The organism is Serratia sp. ID 25-353, assembly GCF_054792795.1.
The window spans coordinates 4,078,797-4,097,902 of record NZ_CM139236.1 but is presented as its reverse complement, the minus strand read 5'-3'; the positions used below and the strand labels follow the sequence as shown (position 1 = coordinate 4,097,902).

General features: G+C 61.4%; 19 protein-coding genes. 12 read left to right on the top strand and 7 right to left on the bottom strand.

Annotated elements, in window-relative coordinates:
* Positions 1-27 precede the first annotated feature (27 nt).
* Entirely contained in the window at positions 28-837 is an 810-nt protein-coding gene (locus ACYF6X_RS19690) for a MoaF C-terminal domain-containing protein (RefSeq protein WP_107227924.1), read from the top strand.
* A gap of 1 nt (position 838) precedes the next feature.
* On the opposite strand, the gene lldD is transcribed toward ACYF6X_RS19690, so the two are convergent.
* The 3 genes from lldD to ACYF6X_RS19675 all read right to left on the bottom strand — a co-directional run bounded on the left by lldD (position 839) and on the right by ACYF6X_RS19675 (position 4,848).
* On the bottom strand, positions 839-1,978 hold the full coding sequence (gene lldD, locus ACYF6X_RS19685; protein WP_107227923.1) for an FMN-dependent L-lactate dehydrogenase LldD: 1,140 nt from the start codon (positions 1,976-1,978) through the stop codon (positions 839-841).
* A 42-nt stretch (positions 1,979-2,020) separates the two neighbouring features.
* On the bottom strand, positions 2,021-3,604 hold the full coding sequence (locus tag ACYF6X_RS19680; RefSeq protein WP_130018259.1) for an L-lactate permease: 1,584 nt from the start codon (positions 3,602-3,604) through the stop codon (positions 2,021-2,023).
* A 323-nt stretch (positions 3,605-3,927) separates the two neighbouring features.
* Positions 3,928-4,848: a LysR family transcriptional regulator gene (locus tag ACYF6X_RS19675; RefSeq protein ID WP_063990716.1), complete on the bottom strand. Its 921-nt coding sequence runs from the start codon at positions 4,846-4,848 to the stop codon at positions 3,928-3,930.
* Positions 4,849-5,026: 178 nt separating this feature from the next.
* Here ACYF6X_RS19675 and ACYF6X_RS19670 point away from each other — a divergent pair, with 178 nt between their 5' ends.
* The 3 genes from ACYF6X_RS19670 to ACYF6X_RS19660 all read left to right on the top strand — a co-directional run bounded on the left by ACYF6X_RS19670 (position 5,027) and on the right by ACYF6X_RS19660 (position 7,371).
* Positions 5,027-6,679 carry a multidrug ABC transporter permease/ATP-binding protein gene (locus ACYF6X_RS19670; protein WP_063990717.1) on the top strand — a complete coding sequence of 551 codons (1,653 nt, stop codon included), beginning with the start codon at positions 5,027-5,029 and terminating at the stop codon, positions 6,677-6,679.
* A gap of 387 nt (positions 6,680-7,066) precedes the next feature.
* The gene (locus ACYF6X_RS19665) at positions 7,067-7,180 is read left to right on the top strand and encodes a YmiA family putative membrane protein (protein WP_048234622.1); all 114 of its coding nucleotides are present in this window, start codon (positions 7,067-7,069) and stop codon (positions 7,178-7,180) included.
* Positions 7,181-7,203: 23 nt separating this feature from the next.
* Entirely contained in the window at positions 7,204-7,371 is a 168-nt protein-coding gene (locus ACYF6X_RS19660) for a hypothetical protein (RefSeq protein ID WP_165384388.1), read from the top strand.
* Here the strand turns inward: ACYF6X_RS19660 and ACYF6X_RS19655 are convergent.
* Positions 7,364-8,584, bottom strand: a complete 1,221-nt coding sequence (locus ACYF6X_RS19655; protein ID WP_063990718.1) for a CynX/NimT family MFS transporter — start codon at positions 8,582-8,584, stop codon at positions 7,364-7,366. The two genes, ACYF6X_RS19660 and ACYF6X_RS19655, sit on opposite strands and share 8 nt — an antisense overlap.
* Positions 8,585-9,087: 503 nt before the next feature.
* Here ACYF6X_RS19655 and agaR point away from each other — a divergent pair.
* The 6 genes from agaR to agaF are packed head-to-tail and all read left to right on the top strand — an operon-like array spanning position 9,088 to position 13,768.
* Positions 9,088-9,861, top strand: a complete 774-nt coding sequence (gene agaR / locus ACYF6X_RS19650; RefSeq protein WP_004931804.1) for a transcriptional repressor AgaR — start codon at positions 9,088-9,090, stop codon at positions 9,859-9,861.
* 23 nt (positions 9,862-9,884) lie between these two features.
* Positions 9,885-11,168, top strand: coding sequence for a D-tagatose-bisphosphate aldolase, class II, non-catalytic subunit (locus ACYF6X_RS19645; protein WP_130018258.1), 1,284 nt, complete (start codon positions 9,885-9,887; stop codon positions 11,166-11,168).
* A 1-nt stretch (position 11,169) separates the two neighbouring features.
* Positions 11,170-11,646 carry a PTS N-acetylgalactosamine transporter subunit IIB gene (agaV, locus tag ACYF6X_RS19640; RefSeq protein ID WP_019455696.1) on the top strand — a complete coding sequence of 159 codons (477 nt, stop codon included), beginning with the start codon at positions 11,170-11,172 and terminating at the stop codon, positions 11,644-11,646.
* Between the two features lie 14 nt (positions 11,647-11,660).
* The gene (gene agaW, locus ACYF6X_RS19635; RefSeq protein WP_004931810.1) at positions 11,661-12,440 is read left to right on the top strand and encodes a PTS N-acetylgalactosamine transporter subunit IIC; all 780 of its coding nucleotides are present in this window, start codon (positions 11,661-11,663) and stop codon (positions 12,438-12,440) included.
* Positions 12,430-13,323 (top strand): PTS system mannose/fructose/sorbose family transporter subunit IID, encoded by an 894-nt coding sequence (locus ACYF6X_RS19630; RefSeq protein WP_130018256.1) that lies wholly within the window; start codon positions 12,430-12,432, stop codon positions 13,321-13,323. Before agaW ends, ACYF6X_RS19630 begins: the two co-directional genes overlap by 11 nt.
* 10 nt (positions 13,324-13,333) lie before the next feature.
* Entirely contained in the window at positions 13,334-13,768 is a 435-nt protein-coding gene (gene agaF, locus ACYF6X_RS19625; RefSeq protein WP_063990720.1) for a PTS galactosamine/N-acetylgalactosamine transporter subunit IIA, read from the top strand.
* A 36-nt stretch (positions 13,769-13,804) separates the two neighbouring features.
* Here the strand turns inward: agaF and ACYF6X_RS19620 are convergent, their stop codons facing one another.
* Positions 13,805-15,532, bottom strand: a complete 1,728-nt coding sequence (locus ACYF6X_RS19620; protein WP_130018255.1) for an ABC transporter ATP-binding protein/permease — start codon at positions 15,530-15,532, stop codon at positions 13,805-13,807.
* 205 nt (positions 15,533-15,737) lie between these two features.
* On the opposite strand from ACYF6X_RS19620, the gene ACYF6X_RS19615 reads away from it, so the two are divergent.
* Positions 15,738-16,445, top strand: coding sequence for a tetratricopeptide repeat protein (locus ACYF6X_RS19615; RefSeq protein ID WP_130018254.1), 708 nt, complete (start codon positions 15,738-15,740; stop codon positions 16,443-16,445).
* A 32-nt stretch (positions 16,446-16,477) separates the two neighbouring features.
* Here ACYF6X_RS19615 and ACYF6X_RS19610 read toward each other — a convergent pair whose 3' ends face one another.
* A complete protein-coding gene (locus tag ACYF6X_RS19610) occupies positions 16,478-17,125 on the bottom strand; it encodes a DsbA family protein (RefSeq protein ID WP_063990723.1) in 648 nt (215 codons plus the stop codon).
* Positions 17,126-17,193: 68 nt separating this feature from the next.
* Positions 17,194-18,078 (bottom strand): MBL fold metallo-hydrolase, encoded by an 885-nt coding sequence (locus ACYF6X_RS19605; protein ID WP_063990724.1) that lies wholly within the window; start codon positions 18,076-18,078, stop codon positions 17,194-17,196.
* A gap of 108 nt (positions 18,079-18,186) precedes the next feature.
* Here ACYF6X_RS19605 and ACYF6X_RS19600 point away from each other — a divergent pair, with 108 nt between their 5' ends.
* Positions 18,187-19,095: a LysR family transcriptional regulator gene (locus ACYF6X_RS19600; RefSeq protein WP_063990725.1), complete on the top strand. Its 909-nt coding sequence runs from the start codon at positions 18,187-18,189 to the stop codon at positions 19,093-19,095.
* The last annotated feature ends 11 nt before the right edge of the window (positions 19,096-19,106 follow it).

Below are 19,106 nucleotides of genomic sequence, written 5' to 3'. Positions count from 1 at the left end.
CATCCCATTCAATCAAGGAGAGCGAAGATGTCAGCTGAACAATCCGTACTGAATCAAAATGCCGAGCCGGACTGGAAGAATTACGACGATTTCGCGCGCGGTATCGACACTAACCGCCTACCGGGCACCCAGGACTGGCGGGGTAAAACGCTGCAGATCGCCTTTGACAACGACGGGGAAGTCACGCTGCGTTTCAGTGCCGATCGGCAGCGGGTACTGTGGGCCTGGGGTGGGGAGAGCGGCGAGGACGCTTACGAAGAGGTGCAAACCTCCGCCGCGCGTTATTTCTTCAATATTCCGCTGCAGTCGCCGGGCAACGAGTGCCTGACGCTGGTACTCAATCGTGACAGCGGCCGGGCGTTGCTGGTGCGCAGCACGCTGTTGCCGGAACAGACCGTGGAAAAGGGCTCGCGCCTCAAGCAAAGCTTCCACGTCGGCCGGATTGTCGGCGTCACGCCGAGTGGCGTCGCGCCGCATCTGACCCGCGAGCTGATCGGCCATCGTACGCTGAACGTCTACAGCCCCAACCACTATTACGAACACTTCTACGTCAACACCGAGCGCTATGCCTGGCAAAACCTGCGCGGCGAGCAATTCGGCCACGGCGATATGGACTATGCCACCTACTACAAGTTTGAGGACGAGATGTTCCTGTTCACCTTCCGGGAAAAGATTATCCCGGTGTGCTCGGTGTTCTTCTTCGACTTTATTTCCGGGCGCTGTACCGGCACTTTCCTCGGGCTGGACGCCGCCGGCCGGGTGTTGGTGTCACCGGCCGGGGCCTTCATCAGCAAGATGAGCTACAACGCCTACCCGGAAGGCGTGCAGCCGCTTTGATTCAGGCGTTTCTGACCAGCGATCCGGCGTTGATCTCCGCGATGGTTTTCGCGCCGGTGAGCGTCATGGCGACGCGCATTTCCTTGTCGATCAGATCCAGCAAGTTAGCCACCCCGGCTTCGCCGGCCGCCGCCAGCGCATAGACGAAGGCGCGCCCCAGCAGCACGGTGTCGGCGCCCAGCGCGATCATGCGCACCACGTCCAGGCCGCTGCGGATGCCGGAGTCGGCCAACAGGGTAATGTCGCCTTTCACCGCGTCGGCGATCGCCGGCATGGCTCGCGCGCTCGACAGCACGCCGTCCAGCTGGCGGCCACCGTGGTTCGAGACGATGATGCCGTCGGCGCCGAAGCGCACCGCGTCTTTGGCGTCTTCCGGATCCAGAATGCCTTTGATGATCATCGGGCCGTCCCAGAATTCGCGGATCCACTCCAGATCTTTCCAGGAAATCGACGGATCGAAGTTGGCGCCCAGCCAGCCGATGTAGTCTTCCAGGCTGGTGGGTTTGCCGCGGTAGGCCGAGACGTTGCCCAGATCGTGCGGCTTGCCGAGCAGGCCGACATCCCAGGCCCACTGCGGATGCGCAAACGCCTGCAGCACGCGGCGCAGGGCGGCGTTAGGCCCGCTCATCCCCGAGTGGGCGTCACGGTAACGGGCGCCCGGCACCGGCATGTCGACGGTAAACACCAGCGTTTTCACGCCGGCGGCCTTGGCGCGCTCCAGTGCGTTGCGCATAAAGCCGCGATCTTTCAGCACGTAGAGCTGGAACCACATCGGCCGATCGATTGCCGGCGCCACCTCTTCGATCGGGCAGACCGACACGGTGGACAGCGTGAACGGAATGCCTTTTTTGGCCGCGGCGCGCGCGGCCTGCACTTCGCCGCGGCGGGCGTACATGCCGGTCAACCCCACCGGCCCCAGCGCCACCGGCATCGCCAACTGCTCGCCGAACAGCGTGGTCTCCAGACTGAGTTCGGACATATTGCGCAGCACGCGCTGGCGCAAGGCAATATCGGCCAGATCTGCGGTATTGCGCTTCAGCGTATGCTCCGCGTAGGCCCCGCCGTCGATGTAGTGAAACAGAAACGGTGGCAGTTTGGCCTGGGCGGCGGCCCGGTAGTCGGTTGACGCGGAGATGATCATAGTGTTTACCTTCTTGTCTTGCTTGCGATAACGAGTGTTCAGTCAGAGCGTGAGGATCGCTGCCATACCGGCCGCAATCCCGCCGTACGCCAGCATCGGCAGCACGGTCTTTCTGATGATTTTGCCTTCGGCGTTACCGATCCCGAGGATCGAACAGACGGCGATAATGTTGTTCAGGCACACCATGTTGCCCATGGCGCCGCCGACGGACTGCAAGGCCAGCGTCAGATTGACGTCAAGGTCGCTGCTTTGGGCGATCGACTGCTGAATGCCGCCGAACGTCAGGTTCGAGACGGTATTGGAACCGGAGAAGAACGATCCCAGCGCGCCGAGGAACGACGAGAACAGCAGCCAACTCTCACCGGTCAGCGCCGCCAGCGCTTTACCGATCAGGATCACCGGCGCATTGTCGTCGCCCTGCATCATCAGGTTGACCATCACCAGCGCGCCGAACAGGGCGATAAAGGGCCGCGCGATGCGCCCGCCGGTTTCGCTGAACATTTGCCGCACCTGGCCGCCATTCAGACGGAACAGCGGGATACACAGCACCACCACCAACAGGAACGGGATCAGCGCCGGGACATACAGCGTTTTGTAGCCGGCGGCGGCGGCGGTGCCCAGCACCTGCTGCAGTTCGAGGATCAGCGCCCGGCTGATGCGCAGCTCTCCGAGCCAACCGAGGTTTTCCTGCCACAGCAGTGCGGTGTTGTTGAGCAGCGCTTTAAGGCCCAGCTGATGGACGCGCGTCACTATCAGAATAGCAATCAGCAGCAGAGTCGGGGTCATGGCCTTGACCACCTGCAAGAACGGCACCGCCTGTCCGGCGCTCATCGGTTTGCCGCTGCGGGCAAGGCCGATGCCGCCGCGCGCCAGCAGCACCGACAGCGCCAGGCCGATCGCGCCGCCGACCAGTGCCGGGAATTCATAGTTCACCTGAGCCAGCAGCAGATAGGGCACGGTGCAGCTCAGTACGCTGAGCAGGATAAACGGCAGATTGCGGCGAATATCCTGCCAGGAAACGAGAAAGCGCAGCGCCAGCAGAGGAATGACGAAGCCGGCGACGAAGTGGATCAGCGCGGTCTGCCGGCCAATTTCCAGCAGGCTGGCGTCCGACAGGCCGAGATTGGCAAAGCCGAACCAGGTGGGGGTGCCCACGGCGCCGAAGGAGACCGGCACCGAGTTCATCACCAGCGTCAGCAGGGCGACGCGCAGCGGGTTGAAGCCCAGCCCGACCAGAATCGGCGCGGCGATGGCGGCGGGGGTGCCGAAGCCGCTCGCGCCCTCAATCATAAAGGCGAACGCCCAGCCGATAATCATCAGCTGGGCCACGGGATTGGGGCTGATGGTTTCCAGCCAGCGGCGCACCACGTTTTCCGCGCCGCTTACCTGCATCAGTTTGTTGAGCAGGATAGCGCCGGCGATGATAGTGATCGGCGTCAGCGTCGACACCAGCGCGGTGATGATATTGGCATGCAGCAGCCGCAGCGAGGCATCGAACCACAGGAGCTGTACGGCATACACCACGGCGGCCGTCAGCGGCAGGGCGAGGTAAGAGGGCACGCCATTCCTTTTGGTCATCATCCAAATCAGCAGGATGATGGGCGCAATACTGAAAAGCAGGGGCATAAGATCCTCAGGGTTATTATTTTTATGGGCAGAGACATGTAGCTGAAAGGTTAATTAGCGCAACATTTTCATTCTAATCACAACGTTGGCGACGATGCCATGCGGTATTTTTTTAACATCGGCGAACGGCGCCGGCGGTGAAAAAAACGCCGGTCGAAGGGGGTGGATTAACTGCTTTAAAATCAGTTTGATAAGAAGTGTTTTTGTGTGATGAATGCGCAGGTTCACATTAATTAAGCGGTAATGTTCAATAGATTATGTCCAAAAATGCGGTAATCCCCGCGGCTTTTTACGGCCGCAGGGAAATAATCAGAGCAGGGAACTCAAAAATAATGGCTGATATTTTGGTAGGAACCGATGATATGTTCGATCAGCCGGCGGGTTTTTAACGGCAGATTGCGGGTGTAAGGATAGACGGCATAAATGCCCAAGACTTTGCCGCAGTGGCCGGCCAGGATCTCCGTCAGTTTGCCGTCTTGCAAATCTTCATACACCATGCAGCGCGGCACCATGGCGATGCCATGGCCACCGATCACCGCTTTGCGGATCGCCCGCGCATTGTTGGCCGACAGGTTGCCGTTAACCTGCAGCTCGTAGATTTCGTTGCGCCCCGGCCGTTTCATCAGCCAGTTGGCGGTGCCGCTCTCCTGGTAGGTGTAGGTCAGGCAGTTGTGGTCGAGCAGGTCTTCGGCGCTGCGCGGTTCCGGGTGGCTTTCCAGGTACCCCGGCGAGCAGACGATCACCCAGCGGGAATCGAAGATCGGCCGGGCAATCAGGCTCGAATCCGGCATGGTGCCGGTGCGGATCGCCAGATCGATGCCTTCTTCTACCAGATCGACAAAGCGATTTTCCAGCCGCATCTCGACTTTCAGGTTGGGGTGCAGAGCGCAAAATTCCGCCACGCTTTCACTCAGCAGCAGCTCGCCCGAAATGGTCGGCACCGACATGCGGATGGTACCGGTTAATTCTTCGCTCTTTTCGCTGACGGCGTACAGCGCTTCCTGCACTTTGGTGCCGATCTCTTTGGCCTGTTGGTAGAGCGCCTGGCCGCTTTCGGTCAGCGTCAGGCTGCGGGTGGTGCGGTACAACAGCCGGGCACCCAGCGATTTTTCCAGCCGCCCGATGCGTTTACTGACCACCGAACTGGTGATGCCGGCGCTCTCCGCGGCCTTGCTGAACGAGCCGCAGTCGACAATCAGGGCGAACAGAATCAGGTCGTTGGCGTATTCGTGAGTGGCGAGCATAATCGGCTGTTCCCTTCAGCGGATAGAGGCGTCAGTGTAAGTCGCTTGTTTCAATAAGCAATCATCAAAATGCCCTCGACGGCGAAATCAGAGGCCTCGTCAACAATGAGAATTCGTCTTGATCTCATTCTCCCGCCGCTTACAATGCCTGCCAGAACGCGACTTCAGAGGTTTTTTCATGGAACTGCTACGGGTGGTTTATCACCAGTACCGTTGGCCATTTCTGGCTGTCATGGCGCTGACCCTGGCCAGCGCCGGCTTAGGTATCGGTATCATTGCATTTATCAATCAATACCTGATGGAGGCCGGCGGCGATGCATTGGCCGTGCTGCCGATGTTTCTCGCCCTGCTGGCATTGCTGATGGCGGTCACGCTGGGCTCGCAATTGGCGCTGACGACATTGGGCCACTACTTCGTCTATCGCCTGCGTGGGCAACTGGTGAAGCGTATTTTAGATACCGATATTGAACGCCTTGAACAGTTGGGCAGCGCCTCGTTGTTGGCCAGCCTGTCCAGCGATATCCGCAATATTACCGTCGCCTTCGTGCGCTTGCCTGAACTGGTGCAAGGGGTGATTTTAACCCTGGGGGCGGCGGCCTATCTGGGATGGCTATCGCCGAAAATGCTGGCGGTCACGGCAGTCTGGGTGGCGGTGACCGTCGTGGGCAGCGGCTGCCTGGTATCACGGGTTTATCGTCATATGGCCAGCTTGCGCGAGTCAGAAGAGCGTCTCTATCATCGTTATGAGTCGGTGATTGACGGTCGCAAGGAACTGGCGTTAAACCGCAAGCGTGCGCAGGCGCTGTACGAACAGGCCTACCAGCCCGATGCGCAAGCTTATCGCCACCATATCATTCGCGCCGATACCTTCCATTTGAGTGCGCTCAACTGGTCAAATATCATGATGTTGGGGGCGATCGGGCTGGTGTTCTTTATGGCCAACAGCCTGGGATGGGCGGACTCGACGGTGGCCGCCACCTATTCACTGACGCTGCTGTTCCTGCGCACGCCATTACTGCAGGCGGTCGGGGCGTTTCCGACGCTGGTCAGCGCCGAAGTGGCCTTTAACAAGCTGAAGACGCTGCGCCTGGCCGAGTATCAACCGGCGTTTCCTGCCGCCGTCAGCCGTTCCTGGCAGACGCTGGAGCTGCGTGACGTGGTTTTTCATTATGCAGATACCGAACAGCAGCCCGGTTTTGCCGTCGGGCCGCTCAATCTGACGCTGCGGCGTGGTGAGCTGGTCTTTCTGATCGGCGGCAACGGCAGCGGCAAGTCAACGCTGGCGATGCTGTTGACCGGGTTGTACCGGCCGGTGAGTGGTCACATCGTTCTGGATGGTGTCGCACAGACCGCGGCGGATATGCCGGACTACCGTCGACTGTTTTCGGCGATTTTCACCGATTTTCATCAGTTCGATCGCTTGCAAGGGCCGGAAGGCGGCGAACCCGATGCGGATCTGGTCGCCGTCTGGCTCGAGCGGTTGAATATGAAAAGCAAACTGCAGTTTGACGGCACCAGGGTGACCAACCCGCAACTGTCGCAGGGGCAGCGCAAGCGTCTGGCTTTGCTGCTGGCGGTGGCGGAACAGCGCGATATCTTGCTGTTGGATGAATGGGCCGCGGATCAGGATCCGCAATTCCGGCGTATTTTCTATCGCGAGCTGTTGCCAGAACTGCGTGCGATGGGCAAAACGGTGTTTGCCATCAGCCATGACGATCACTATTTCGAACACGCCGATCGGTTGCTGGAGATGCGCTCAGGTCACTTACGTGAGCTGATCGGCAGCGAGCGCGAACACGCCAGCCGGGATTCCGTCAGCAGAATCGGTTAATTCACGCCGGCCCGAGCGAAACCAAACGGGCCGGTGCTTCTCTTCGTATGATCCCAGTACGTCGCTTCATTTTCTCCCCCGCCTTCAGCGCTGTCTGTTGCCGATTTGGCTTACGGCCAGTCAAATAATTGATAGTTGAATTATTTACCAGTGGTTTAATTTTGACCTTGCAAGGTGTGGCACACTGCACGTTCGTTCGCCTATCAATACAAGTTATCGCCTGCCGATAACAGTGATATCCACGGTGCCGTTCTTACTGAGGCGGTGATGCAGGTCTATGGCTAGCAGCTGTTTTTTTAATTTCCATAGGAAAAAACGACTTTATCGATCGTTAAAACAGATCGATAATCACCATTTGAATGGTTTAATCTATTGGTTGAGGGCGCTGTGGTGAGCAAGGATGGATCAGATATCAAACGTAGAGCATGGCTGTGTGTATTTATCGGTAGCGGGCTGTTCTGGCTGTTCACCGCCGCCGTGATTTACTGGTTACTGAATTAGCAGGTTAAGCAGGAAGGCGATTCGTGAACAAAAAGCAGGCTAAAAACCGTGAGGGCGCTGAACGTCGCGCACAGTCCAAAATTCCGCCGTCATGGGTGCTGAGCGATGAGCAGCGCGCCTTTATTGAAGACTTGTGGCAGGATACCGACTCTGAGCCGGCGCGGCCCCCATCGCGCAGCGGCGTTAGCTGATCACGCGGCGGCGGCCGGCCAGCGCACCGAACAGCATTTGCAAGACGGTCAGGCACAGCAGGGCGATTAACGGCAAACGCCAACCTTCCGTCAGGTCGTGCAGTAGGCCGAATAGGGTGGGCCCCAGCGCCGCCAACAGATAACCGACGGATTGCGCCATACCCGACAGCAGCGTCGCCTGATGATGATGCTGACTGCGCAATCCAAAAAACGACAGCGCCAGCACCAGCGAACTCCCCGCACCCAACCCGGCAAACGTCAGCCACACCAGTGAACTGGCGGGTTGCACCAATAATCCCCCGACGCCGATAAAGATCAGCAGCGAGCTGCCCAGCGCGATTGCCCGCTGATCGTGCGCGCGCGGCAAAATCACCACCATGACAAAGTTGGCGACGATCGCCACCACCTGGTAAACGAACAGCTCGAAACCCGCCTGCTGAGCTGAGGTGCCGTGGCTGGCGGCAAAGGCGCTGAACCAGCCGATGATGGTGTAGAAGGCGATCGATTGCAGCCCCATGAACATCGCCACTTGCCAACCCAGCGCGCTGCCCCAGGGAGAACGATAGCGCTGTGGCTCCGTCGGTTGCGGCTCTTTGGTGGCGGGTATGGCGGAGCGCCGCAGCTGTGGCAACCACACCAGCAGCGCCAACAGCGCGGGCAAGCCCCAGCACAGCAAAGAGAACCGCCAGCCGAGGTCGGCCAGGGCAGCCAGCGGTACCGCCAGACCGGAGGCGATGGCGGCAACCAGTGACATCACCGCCGCATAGGCGGCGATCATCGCGGCGGCGCGATGCGGGAAATCTCTTTTCACCAACGTTGGCAGCACCACGTTGGCGAAGGCAATGGCGGCGCCGATCAGGATGCTGCCCGGCCAGAGCATGGCGTCTTGCGGCAGGGAACGCAGCGCGATGCCGCAGACCAGCAGCGCGAGGGCGAGGCCCAGGGTGCGCTCGATACCGATGCGCTTCGCCAGCGCCGGGGTCAACGGCGAGAGAACGGCGAACAAGATCAGCGGCAGCGAGTTGATCAGGCCGGCGGCGGTGGCGGACAACGCCAGCTGTTGCTGGATCTGCTCCAACAGTGGGCCGACGCTGGTCAGGGCGGCGCGCAGGTTGGCGGCGATCAGCATAATGCCGACGATCAGCAGGACAGGGCGGTGTAACCGGCGACGCGGGGTCGCGGTGGACGCTGGGGATGAAGCGGGTTGCGGCATGGGTTCCTCGCACCAGGGCATGCAGTCAATCCGTGCTGCATGGCGTGATGCGTTGATTGACGTTAACGCTTACGTACCGACAAATCGACGGTATCCGATCGCAAGTGTAGGGAAGATGGCTCGCGCTGACAAGGGTATGGCCCGGTAGGATGGCGGCGGTTAACCTCCGCCAGCCGCAGGATAATTGCCATTATGTGATCCTGGTCACTGAGTGAACTAAAAGTCATGGCGCGGGCCGCGCCACGCGCCGCTTTCGCTTTCCTTGCCGCCGGCGCCGTGACTCCCCGGCGCTTGCGCCCGTCATGGCATTTCACTTTTCCCCCTTTCCGCTTTTTGGCTTTTCGATCCGTTTCGATTCGAAAGGTTTTTTGGCGGTTTTTTTGCTAAAACGGGGCTGTAAGCCCGATCACAATTTCATTGCTTTCGCTTTGCTGTAATGCCAGCGCAGTAGAGCGAAAGCCATCTTCTCCCCGGCGATGCCGGAAACCTGAGGACCGCAGCTCATGCCAGTGAATACCGCAAAGCGACGTGAACACATCATCGATCTGTTATGCGAGCACGGCAGCGTGCGCGTGGAGCAGCTCAGCAAACAGTTTGCGGTATCCACGGTGACGATCCGCAACGATCTGCGCTTTCTGGAACGAAAAGGGTGTGCGCTGCGCGCTTACGGCGGCGCGATGCTCAATCAGCAATTCGCTTTCGATCGGCCGCTGCGGGACAAAGGGCGGTTGAATCGCGACGTCAAAACGCTGATCGCCAACGCGGCGGCCGGCTATGTGCGCGACGGCGATGCGCTGATCCTCGATTCCGGATCCACCACCGCGCAGATCGTGCCGTTCCTGAAGGGGCGGCGCGATCTGGTAGTGATGACCAATGCGCTGAACATTGCCTACGAGCTTTCGGGAAACGACGGGGTGGAAGTCATGGTGCTGGGGGGCAGCGTACGCCGCAACTCTTACTCGCTCTATGGTCCGGCTGCCGAGCAGCAATTGCGTCAGTACCGCTTCGACAAGCTGTTTTTGGGCGTCGACGGGTTCGATCTGAGCGCCGGCATCACCACGCCTCACCCCGGTGAGGCGCACCTCAATCGCGTGATGTGCGAGGTGGCGCGCGAGATTATCGCGGTGGCGGATGCCAGCAAATTCGGTCGCAAGAGCTTTTGCATGATTCGCGAAGCCGGACAAATCCATCGGCTGATCACCGACAGCCGTCTTCCGGACGATTACGAGCGGGCGTTAACCGAGTTGGGCGTGGAGGTCATCATCGCCGATCGGTAGCAGAGCGCCTGCATGGGGGCTTCATGCAGCAGTTGTTACAGCTTGTCGAGCAGCACAAGGCCGGTATGCCGGTCGGGATCTTTTCCGTCTGTTCCGCCCATCCCTGGGTTCTGAAGGCCGCGCTGCGGCAGGCCAAAGCGCGCGGCACGCCGGTATTGGTAGAGGCGACGTCCAACCAGGTCAATCAGTTCGGCGGCTATACCGGCCAAACGGCGGCCCAGTTCCGCGATGCGCTGTGGCGCCTGGCGGATGAGGTTGGCCTGACGCGCGATCGCGTGTGGCTGGGCGGCGATCATCTGGGGCCCAACGCCTGGCAAGATCGCCCGGCTCAGGAGGCGATGGCGCTGGCGGAAACCTTGATCGACGATTACGTTCGCGCCGGCTTTCGCAAAATTCACCTCGATTGTTCTATGTCGTGCGCCGGCGATCCCGCTCCTCTGGGGGATGCCACGGTCGCCGAGCGTGCGGCGCGCCTGTGCGCGGTGGCGGAGCGGGCCTGGGCGCAGAGCGGCGGCGAAGCGCCGGTTTATGTGATCGGCACCGAAGTGCCGGTGCCGGGCGGCGCGCAGGAGGCGCTGGCGGGTCTGCAGGTCACCACGCCGCAGGCGGTGGCGCAAACGCTGGAAACGCACCGCATCGCCTGGCAAAAGGCCGAGCTGAACGATGCCTGGCAGCGAACTATCGCGCTGGTGGTGCAGCCGGGCGTCGAGTTCGATCACCACAGCGTTGAGCATTACCAACCGCAGCGCGCCGACGCATTGAGCCATTTCATCGAACGGCAGCCGGGCATGATCTATGAAGCGCATTCCACGGACTACCAACCGCCGCAGGCCTACCGTCAGCTGGTACGCGATCACTTCGCCATCCTGAAGGTGGGGCCGGCGCTGACCTTCGCGCTGCGCGAAGCGCTGTTCGCCCTCGATCGCATTGAGCGTGAATGGCTGGGGGAACGCCAGTCGGCGCAGCTGTGCGCCACGCTGGAGCAGGTGATGCGCGAGCAGCCGCAGCAGTGGAGCCGCTACTACCACGGCACACCGCACCAACAGTATCTCGATCGCCACTACAGCCTGAGCGATCGGGTGCGTTATTACTGGCCGCAGCCGCAGGTGCAGCAGGCGGTCGACGGTTTGCTGGACAACCTGCGCCGCAGCCCGGCGCCGCTGGCGCTGCTCAGCCAGTACCTGCCGGATCAGGCGCGGGCGCTGAACGCCGGCGAGTTAAGCGCCGATCCGCAGGAGTGGGTGCTGCATAAAGTGACGCAGGTGCTCGACGATTATCACGCCGCCTGCTACCCGGAGGGCCGCTGACATGCCGAATATTTTAATGACCCGCATCGACAATCGCCTGGTGCACGGCCAGGTGGGCGTGACCTGGACCAACACCCTCGGCGCCAACCTGGTGGTGGTGGCCAACGACGAGGCCGCCGCCGATCCGGTGCAACAGAACCTGATGGACATGGTGGTGGCGGAAGGGGTGCAGACCCGCTATTTCACGCTGCAGAAAACCATCGACGTGATCCACAAGGCGGCGGATCGGCAGAAGATTTTTCTGGTGTGCAAAACGCCGCAGGACGTGTTGACGCTGGTGCGCGGCGGGGTGCCGATCCGTTTCGTCAACGTCGGCAACATGCACTTCGCCGAGGGGAAGCGGCAGGTGCACAAAACGGTGTCGCTGGACGACGGCGACGTGGCCGCGTTTCGCGCGCTGGCGGCGCTGGGCGTGGAGTGCGAGGTACGCCGGGTGCCGGATGAGGCGGGCGAGGCGATCGGCAAACTGCTCTTTTGAGCCAGGGGGAAAGCATGTTGACGGATGCGTTATTGATTGCGCTGTTGGCCGGGCTGGCGGGGGTTGACCTGTTCGACGGCCTGACCCACTTCCACCGGCCGGTGGTGATGGGGCCGCTGGTGGGGCTGATTTTGGGCGACGTCTACACCGGCTTGCTGGTGGGCGGTACGCTGGAGCTGGTGTGGATGGGGATGGTGCCGCTGGCGGGCGCCCAACCGCCTAACGTGGTGATCGGCGGGGTGATCGGCACCGCGTTCGCCATTCTGACCAAGGCCGACCCTAAAGTGGCGATCGGCGTGGCGGTGCCGTTCTCGATTGCGGTGCAGGGCTGCATCACGCTGCTGTTTACGCTGTTCTCGCCGATGATGCACCGCTGCGATCGCATGGTGAAAGCGCTGAACTGGCGCGGCATCGAACGGGTGAACTACCTCGGTATCAGCATCCTGTTCATCTTCTATTTCGTGGTGGCATTCCTGCCGATTTACTTCGGCGCCGATGCGGCCAGCGCCATGGTGCAGAAGGCGCCGGGCTGGTTGCTGGACGGGCTGGCGGTGGCGGGCGGCATGATGCCGGCGATCGGCTTCTCGCTGCTGATGAAGGTGATGATGAAAAAAACCTACGTGGCCTATTTTATTCTCGGCTTCATCTCGGTCACGTTCCTCAAGCTGCCGATTCTGGCGGTGGCGCTGGGCGCCCTGGCGATCGCCCTGATCGACTTCTTCAACACGCAACGCGGCGCGGCAGAGGCGACGGCCCGGCCCGCTCCGCAGGAGGACGCCGAAGATGGCATTTAACGATTCCGACGATCTGCTGGCGCAAAAGGCCGAGCAACGCATGGCGCAGGCGCTGGCCACCAGCCAGGTGGAGCAGGACGACTATCTGGACAGCCAGCCCGCCGAAGCGCTGACGCGCGGCGACATCAACCGCATGGCCTGGCGTTCGCTACTGCTGCAGGCCTCGTTCAACTATGAACGTATGCAGGCCGGCGGCTGGCTGTATCAGCTGATCCCCGGGCTGCGCAAGATCCACCGCAACCCGCAGGATCTGGCCAACTCGATGAAGATGCACATGGAATTTATCAACGTGCACCCGTTCGACGTTACCTTCCTATCCGGCCTGGTGCTGGCGATGGAGCAGAACAAGGAGAAAATCTCCACTATTCGCGCGGTGAAAGTGGCACTGATGGGGCCGCTCGGCGGCATCGGCGACGCGCTGTTTTGGCTGACGCTGCTGCCGATTTGCGCCGGGATAGGCGCTTCGCTGGCGCTGGAGGGCTGCCTGTTCGGGCCGATCGTCTTCCTGCTGCTGTTCAACCTGTTCCACTTTGGCCTGCGCTTCGGGCTGGCGCACTACGGTTATCAGGCCGGCACCAGCGCGCTGGCGCTGTTGAAGACCCACACCCGGCGCATTTCTCACGCCGCGTCGATCGTCGGCATGACGGTGATCGGTGCGCTGGTGGCCTCGTATGTGCACCTGTCCACGCCGCTGGTGATGCATGCCGGCAAGGCCAGCGTGGCGCTGCAGACCGACGTGCTGGACAAGTTGATGCCCAACTTGCTGCCGCTGTGCTTCACGCTGCTCATTTTCTTCCTGATGAAGCGCGGTTTCTCGCCGGTGAAGCTGATTGGCGTCACCGTAGCGATCGGCGTAGCGGGCAAATTTATCGGCATTTTGTGAGGAGCGAGCTATGCCAGGCATTGTGATTACCGGCCACGGCGGCTTCGCCACCGGGCTGTTGCAGGCGGTGGAACAGGTGGTGGGGCCGCAGCCGCACTGTGCGGCGGTCGATTTTCCCGAACAGATGAGCACCGCGCAGCTCAACGACGCCTTGCGCTCGGCGCTGGCGGCGGTGGCGCAGCCGGACGGCGTGGTGTTTCTCACCGACATGCTCGGCGGCTCGCCGTTTCGCAGCGCCTGCGAACTGGCCGATGCGCAGGGCGATTGCGAAGTGCTGACCGGGGTCAATATGCAGCTGGCGGCGGAAATGATGCTGGAGCGCGACGGGTTGAGCCTGGATGAGTTTCGCGAGGTGGCGCTGGCGTGCGGCAAACGCGGCCTGACCAGCCTGTGGCATGAGCGCCGCCGGATGAAATGCGAAGACGTGCAGACCGACGGCATCTGAACGAACGCCGGGCGCGGTAGCGCCCGGCTCTGCGGGTTATACCGGCAGCGGGCTCAGCGCCAGGCGCGCCGGTTGATCTTCGCAGCGGCTGAAGCGCCAGCAGGTCTGGTGGTACTTCGCCACGCTGTTGCGGTGCGCCACGCTGATCAGCGTCACGTCCGGCAGTTCATCCACCAGCAGGCAGTACATCAACTGTTCGGTTTCGTCGTCCAGCGCGCTGGTGGCCTCGTCGAGGAACAGAATACTCGGGCGAATCAACAGGGCGCGGGCGAACGCCAGTCGCTGTTGCTCGCCCGGCGACAGGCGATGGCTCCAGTTAGCGGAGGTATCCAGCCAGCGCTGCAGGTGCTTCAGGCGGCAGTTCTCCAGCACCCGCATCAGCTGCGAATCGCTGTATTTCGACGCCAGGCTCGGGTAGCTCAACGCTTCGCGCAGCGTGCCGATCGGAATGTAGCTGCGCTGCGGCAGGAACAGCGTGTTGGCGTTGGCCGCTACCCCGATGGCGCCCGCGCCGTAAGGCCAGATACCGGCGATGGCCCGCAGCAGCGTCGACTTGCCGCAGCCGGAAGGGCCGACGATCAGCAGGCGATCGCCGCGTTGCAGCGTCATCTCGGCGCCGGCCAGCAGCGGTTGGCCGTCGGGCAAGTTCAGGCTGAGGTTATCCAGCGTTAACGGATGGGCGGTCTCTTCCCGCAGCTGAATGCCGCGCGGCTGATGATGCACCTGATCGACGGCGGCGTTGAAGCCGGCCAAACGGTTGACGCAGGCTTTCCAGGTCGCCAAATCGTTAAACGCATCGATAAACCATGACAGCGCACCCTGCACCTGGCCGAAGGCCGAGGCGATCTGCATCAGGCCGCCCATCTGAATGGCGCCGGAGAAGTAGCGCGGCGCCGCCACCAGCAGGGGAAACACGATGGCGAACTGGCCGTAGAAGTTGGTGGCGATGTTCAGCCGCCGGGTGATGCGCATAATTGCCCACCAGTTGCTGCGAATGGTGTCGAAACGATCGCCCAGCTGCTGCGCCTCGCGCGGTTCGCCGTGGTACAGCGCGATGGCGTCGTTGTTTTCGCGGATGCGGATCAGGCCGAAACGGAAGTTCGCCTCGTACCGTTCCTGGTTGAAGCCCAGCATGACCAGCGGTTTGCCGACCCACCAGATCAGCAGCGATCCCAGCACCGCATACAGCAGTGCGAACCACACCATATAACCGGGCAGCGTGATGGCGTGCTGGCCGAGCGCGAAGGTCATCGGCCCGCTGACGTGCCACAAGATGTCGATAAAGGAAAACAGCGTCACCAGGCTGGAGAGCAGCCCGAGCGACAGCGACAGGGTATACTGGGTCAATACGTTGAGATCTTCGGCGATACGCTGATCGGGGTTATCGACGATCTGCTGCTGCTCGGTGTGGTAATACGCCTGGTGCGCCAGCCACTTTGCCATGAACTTTTCCGTCATCCAGCGCCGCCAGCGCATCTGCAACCCCTGGGTCAGGTAGATCTTGTAGACCGCCAGCACGATGAAGATCAGCGCCAGATAGGTAAAGCGCCACAGCTGCGCCTTGAATACCGGGTAGTTTTTGTTCTGCAGCGCATCGTAGAACACCTGGTTCCATTGGTTGATCTCCACGCTGATATAGACCAGACCGAGCGACAGGACGACGATGGCGATCAGCATCATCCAGGCGCGCCATCGCTCCTCCGACACCCAAAAGGGTTTGATCAGCTGCCACACGGCGTGTTTCTGCAAGGGGGTTGCGTTCATAACGGCTCGATAATTGCGGTATTTCGCTCAGCATGGGCTGCGGGCCGGTAACAAACAAACCGTGACTGTAAGCAGTTTTAACTCCGCTAACCGTTTGAAATAAGGCGGCTGAATCGGCGGCAGCGTGCAGGTGGGCGCAATTGCGGCATACACTCCGCCGCCGGGCGGTTATACTGGCGCCGAATTTTTGCAGAAAGGATAAACGATGAAGGCTTGGTTTCCCCTGTTGCTGACCTGCGGCGTCTTCGCCAGCGTCCGGGCCTGGGCGCACATTGACGAGCCGGACATTGCCGCCGACTGCCAAAAGGTGGCGAGCTACGCCGAGCTGGGAAAAAAGGCCTATCAGCGGCAGGATTACGCCAAAGCTGCCGACATCTTTCGCGATCAGGCGGCCTGGAGCGAGTTTTGCGGCCTGAGCGAGCAGGCCGTCGCCACGGCCTACAACAACGTGGCGTTGTCGCTGATGCACGCCGGCGAATTGCTTAAGGCGCAGGCCTATCTGGCACTGGCGCCGCACGATGACAAATCGCAGCACAACATGAGCCTGTTGCGCCAACGGCTGGCGCAGCGGCCGCCGCCGCAGGGGCCGGGCGGCGTGTATTGGCAATACGCCGGGCGCGGCGTGTGGAGCGAGGTGACGGTGAAGCCGCAGGGCGAGCGCTGGCTGATTGATTTTTCCGGCTACGCCATGCCGCAGATGGGGCTGTATTACGGCCCGAACATGGGCGACTTCACCGCCGAGCTGCCGATCGAGCACGGCAAGGCGGTCTACCACCAGCATGACTCGGAAAGCGCGCAGGTCTGCGACGTGACGATGGCGTTTGGTGAGCAAGCGCTGGAAATGCACACGCGGGGCGATTGCGGGTTCGGTCACAACGTGCGGGCGGAAGGGCGGTTCGTGCGGGTCGAATGACCCGCCCCGGCAGCCGGGGCGAGAAAGGTTGGTTACGCCAGCGCGGCGGCGCCCAGCAGGTTTTTCCAGGCTTCCACGTTACCCAGATAGTTGCCGGCCGGCAGCAGATGCAGGCGGCCTTCGCTGTCCTGCAGCGCAAAGGTCGGGAAGCCCTGGCCTTGCACTTTGGCCAGCAGCGCCCGGCTTTCCGCGATATGTTGCGCGGTCGGCGCGCCGCTGTTGAAACGCATTTCGGCGATAAACGCCGCCGAAGGCAACCCCAGCTCTTTCGCCAACGCTTCCAGCACCGGCGTGTCGGCGATGCGACGGCCTTCCTGATAGTGTGCCTGCTGAATGCGGTGCAGCATGTCCAGCCCGCGTCCCGCCAGCTTTTCCGCCGCCAGGATAGCGGTGATCGGCGGCTCGGAATCCATCACCGCCGTGGTGTCGCGCAGCAGACCGTTGAAATAGGCTTCGCCAAAAGGCTGGCCCGTCATCTCGGCGATGCGTTTGTCGTGCGGAATGACGTAGTTGCGCCATTCGTCGGTAATCTGACGGCGGTTGTTGCCGGTCATCATGCCGCCGGCGTGCGGCACGACCTTCAGCCCGGGGAGGCTCTGAGCCGCTTTCACCAGCGGCGCGGCGCCGTAGCACCAGCCGCACAGCGGATCGAAAATGTAATGCAGAGTGGTTTCGGTCATCTTTACTCCTCGCCTGGCGCGCGGCAGCTCACCGCGGCGCCAGGGCTGGTTCAATCACGCACGGGCGCTTATTGTGGCCACTTCATCTCGCCTTTCAGCACTTTCGCGCTCAGTTCCAGGCTCGACTCGTCTTTCAGCGTCGGGTAGTGCGTTTTCATCGCTTCAATCAGCGCGGCGGAATCCTTGGCCTTCGGCAGCTCAGCTTCCAGCGTGGTCAGGTATTTCTGGGTAAATTGTACCGATGCCAGCGTTTGCGCTGCGCCCGGCAGGAAGTGGCCCGGCACGACGACCTGCGGCTTCAGCGCTTCGATGCTTTTCAGCGTCTGCTGCCAGTGCTGGCGCGATTCCACGCTCTGGTTGTCGGCGATCCACGGATGGATGTTGTCACCGGCGACCGCGACACCGCCTACTACCGCTTTCAGCGCCGGGATCCACACGAAGGTGCGATCGGGGGTTGGGCCGTTCAGGCCTTTCACTTCCACTTTCTGGCCGTCGATGGTGAAGCTGTCGCCCTGCAGCGGCTGCGGCACGATCACGGCTTTTGGCGCGTTGTCTTTCAGAATCGGGCCCCAGTAGGCGACTTTGCCGTCTTTGGTGGCGTTGATGTCCTTGATGGTGCCTGGCGAAGCGATGATTTTCGCCTCCGGGAAGGCCGCCTTAATCACGTCCAGACCGAAATAGAAATCCGGGTCTGAGTGGCTGATATAAACGGTGGTCAGTTTCTTGCCGGTCGCCTTGATCTTTTTCACCAGCGCTTCAGCGTCGTTGCGTTGGAACTGAGCGTCGATCAGCGCCACTTCGTGTTTGCCGCTGATGATTTCGGAAGACACCGGGAACACGCTTTTCTCGCCCGGGTTATACACTTCCATGGTCAGGGTGTCGGCAGCGGTGGCGTAGGTGCTGAGGGTGGCGACGCCGGTGAAGGCCAGAGTTAACAGTGATTTCTTAAACATGGGCAGAGGTCCTTAGGTATCGGTTAATGTTGTAATGATGTTAGGTTGCATAAAGCGATAGAAAAACCGGATAATAAGCAATTATTCGTTGCATAAATCGGACTAATCATGGATCGCATTACCGCCGCTGAGGTTTTTGTCACCATCGTCGATCGCGGCAGCATGATCGCCGCCGCCGACACGCTGGAGATGTCGCGTGCGATGGTGACGCGCTACCTGGCGCAGATGGAGCAATGGGCCGGGGCGCGTTTACTGCACCGCACTACCCGTAAGCTTAGTCTGACCGACGCCGGTGAGCGCACTCTGGAACGCTGTCGGCAAATGCTGGCGCTGGCGGGGGAGATCGACCTGGTGGAGGAAGGGCAGAGCGATGAGCTGCGCGGCCTGCTGCGCATCACCTGTTCGCAGTCGCTTGGGCAAACGGCGCTGGTGGGGGCCGTCGCTCAGTATTTGAAGCGTCATCCGCAGGTGGCGGTCGATCTGCAGATGAACAACCGGGCGGTGAACCTGGTGGAAGAGCGCATCGATCTGGCGCTGCGCATCACCAACGAGCTGGATCCCAACCTGATTGCCCGCCCGCTGTCCACCTGCGCATCGGTGGTGTGCGCCGCGCCGGCGTATCTGGCGGCGCACGGCACCCCGCGTCAACCGCAGGATCTGGCGTTGCACAACTGCCTGACCTACTCCTATTTCGGCAAAAGCCTGTGGCACTTCGACGCTCAGGGGGTGAAATCGGCGGTGGCGGTCAGCGGCAATCTGAGCGCCAACGAGTCGGTGGTGCTGATGGCCGGCACGGTGCAGGGGGCGGGCATTTCCATGCAGCCCTATTATTCGGCGGCACCGCTGCTGGCCAGTGGCGAACTGGTCGAACTGTTGCCGGATTACCGGCCGCAGTCGATGGGTATCTACGGCATCTATACCTCACGCCGCCAGATGCCCGCCACCTTGCGCACCATGCTGGACTTTCTGGTGGAGTGGTTCGCCACCGATCCGCAGTGGCAGGCGACGCTGCGCTGATGCTTCGGCAA

Bases quoted from the DNA above. Each gene is read 5' to 3' on its own strand.
- ACYF6X_RS19690 (WP_107227924.1), top strand. From the start codon at position 28: ATGTCAGCTGAACAATCCGTACTGAATCAAAATGCCGAGCCGGACTGG.
- lldD (WP_107227923.1), bottom strand. From the start codon at position 1,978: ATGATCATCTCCGCGTCAACCGACTACCGGGCCGCCGCCCAGGCCAAA.
- ACYF6X_RS19680 (WP_130018259.1), bottom strand. From the start codon at position 3,604: ATGCCCCTGCTTTTCAGTATTGCGCCCATCATCCTGCTGATTTGGATG.
- ACYF6X_RS19675 (WP_063990716.1), bottom strand. From the start codon at position 4,848: ATGCTCGCCACTCACGAATACGCCAACGACCTGATTCTGTTCGCCCTG.
- ACYF6X_RS19670 (WP_063990717.1), top strand. From the start codon at position 5,027: ATGGAACTGCTACGGGTGGTTTATCACCAGTACCGTTGGCCATTTCTG.
- ACYF6X_RS19655 (WP_063990718.1), bottom strand. From the start codon at position 8,584: ATGCCGCAACCCGCTTCATCCCCAGCGTCCACCGCGACCCCGCGTCGC.
- agaR (WP_004931804.1), top strand. From the start codon at position 9,088: ATGCCAGTGAATACCGCAAAGCGACGTGAACACATCATCGATCTGTTA.
- ACYF6X_RS19645 (WP_130018258.1), top strand. From the start codon at position 9,885: ATGCAGCAGTTGTTACAGCTTGTCGAGCAGCACAAGGCCGGTATGCCG.
- agaV (WP_019455696.1), top strand. From the start codon at position 11,170: ATGCCGAATATTTTAATGACCCGCATCGACAATCGCCTGGTGCACGGC.
- agaW (WP_004931810.1), top strand. From the start codon at position 11,661: ATGTTGACGGATGCGTTATTGATTGCGCTGTTGGCCGGGCTGGCGGGG.
- ACYF6X_RS19630 (WP_130018256.1), top strand. From the start codon at position 12,430: ATGGCATTTAACGATTCCGACGATCTGCTGGCGCAAAAGGCCGAGCAA.
- agaF (WP_063990720.1), top strand. From the start codon at position 13,334: ATGCCAGGCATTGTGATTACCGGCCACGGCGGCTTCGCCACCGGGCTG.
- ACYF6X_RS19620 (WP_130018255.1), bottom strand. From the start codon at position 15,532: ATGAACGCAACCCCCTTGCAGAAACACGCCGTGTGGCAGCTGATCAAA.
- ACYF6X_RS19615 (WP_130018254.1), top strand. From the start codon at position 15,738: ATGAAGGCTTGGTTTCCCCTGTTGCTGACCTGCGGCGTCTTCGCCAGC.
- ACYF6X_RS19610 (WP_063990723.1), bottom strand. From the start codon at position 17,125: ATGACCGAAACCACTCTGCATTACATTTTCGATCCGCTGTGCGGCTGG.
- ACYF6X_RS19605 (WP_063990724.1), bottom strand. From the start codon at position 18,078: ATGTTTAAGAAATCACTGTTAACTCTGGCCTTCACCGGCGTCGCCACC.
- ACYF6X_RS19600 (WP_063990725.1), top strand. From the start codon at position 18,187: ATGGATCGCATTACCGCCGCTGAGGTTTTTGTCACCATCGTCGATCGC.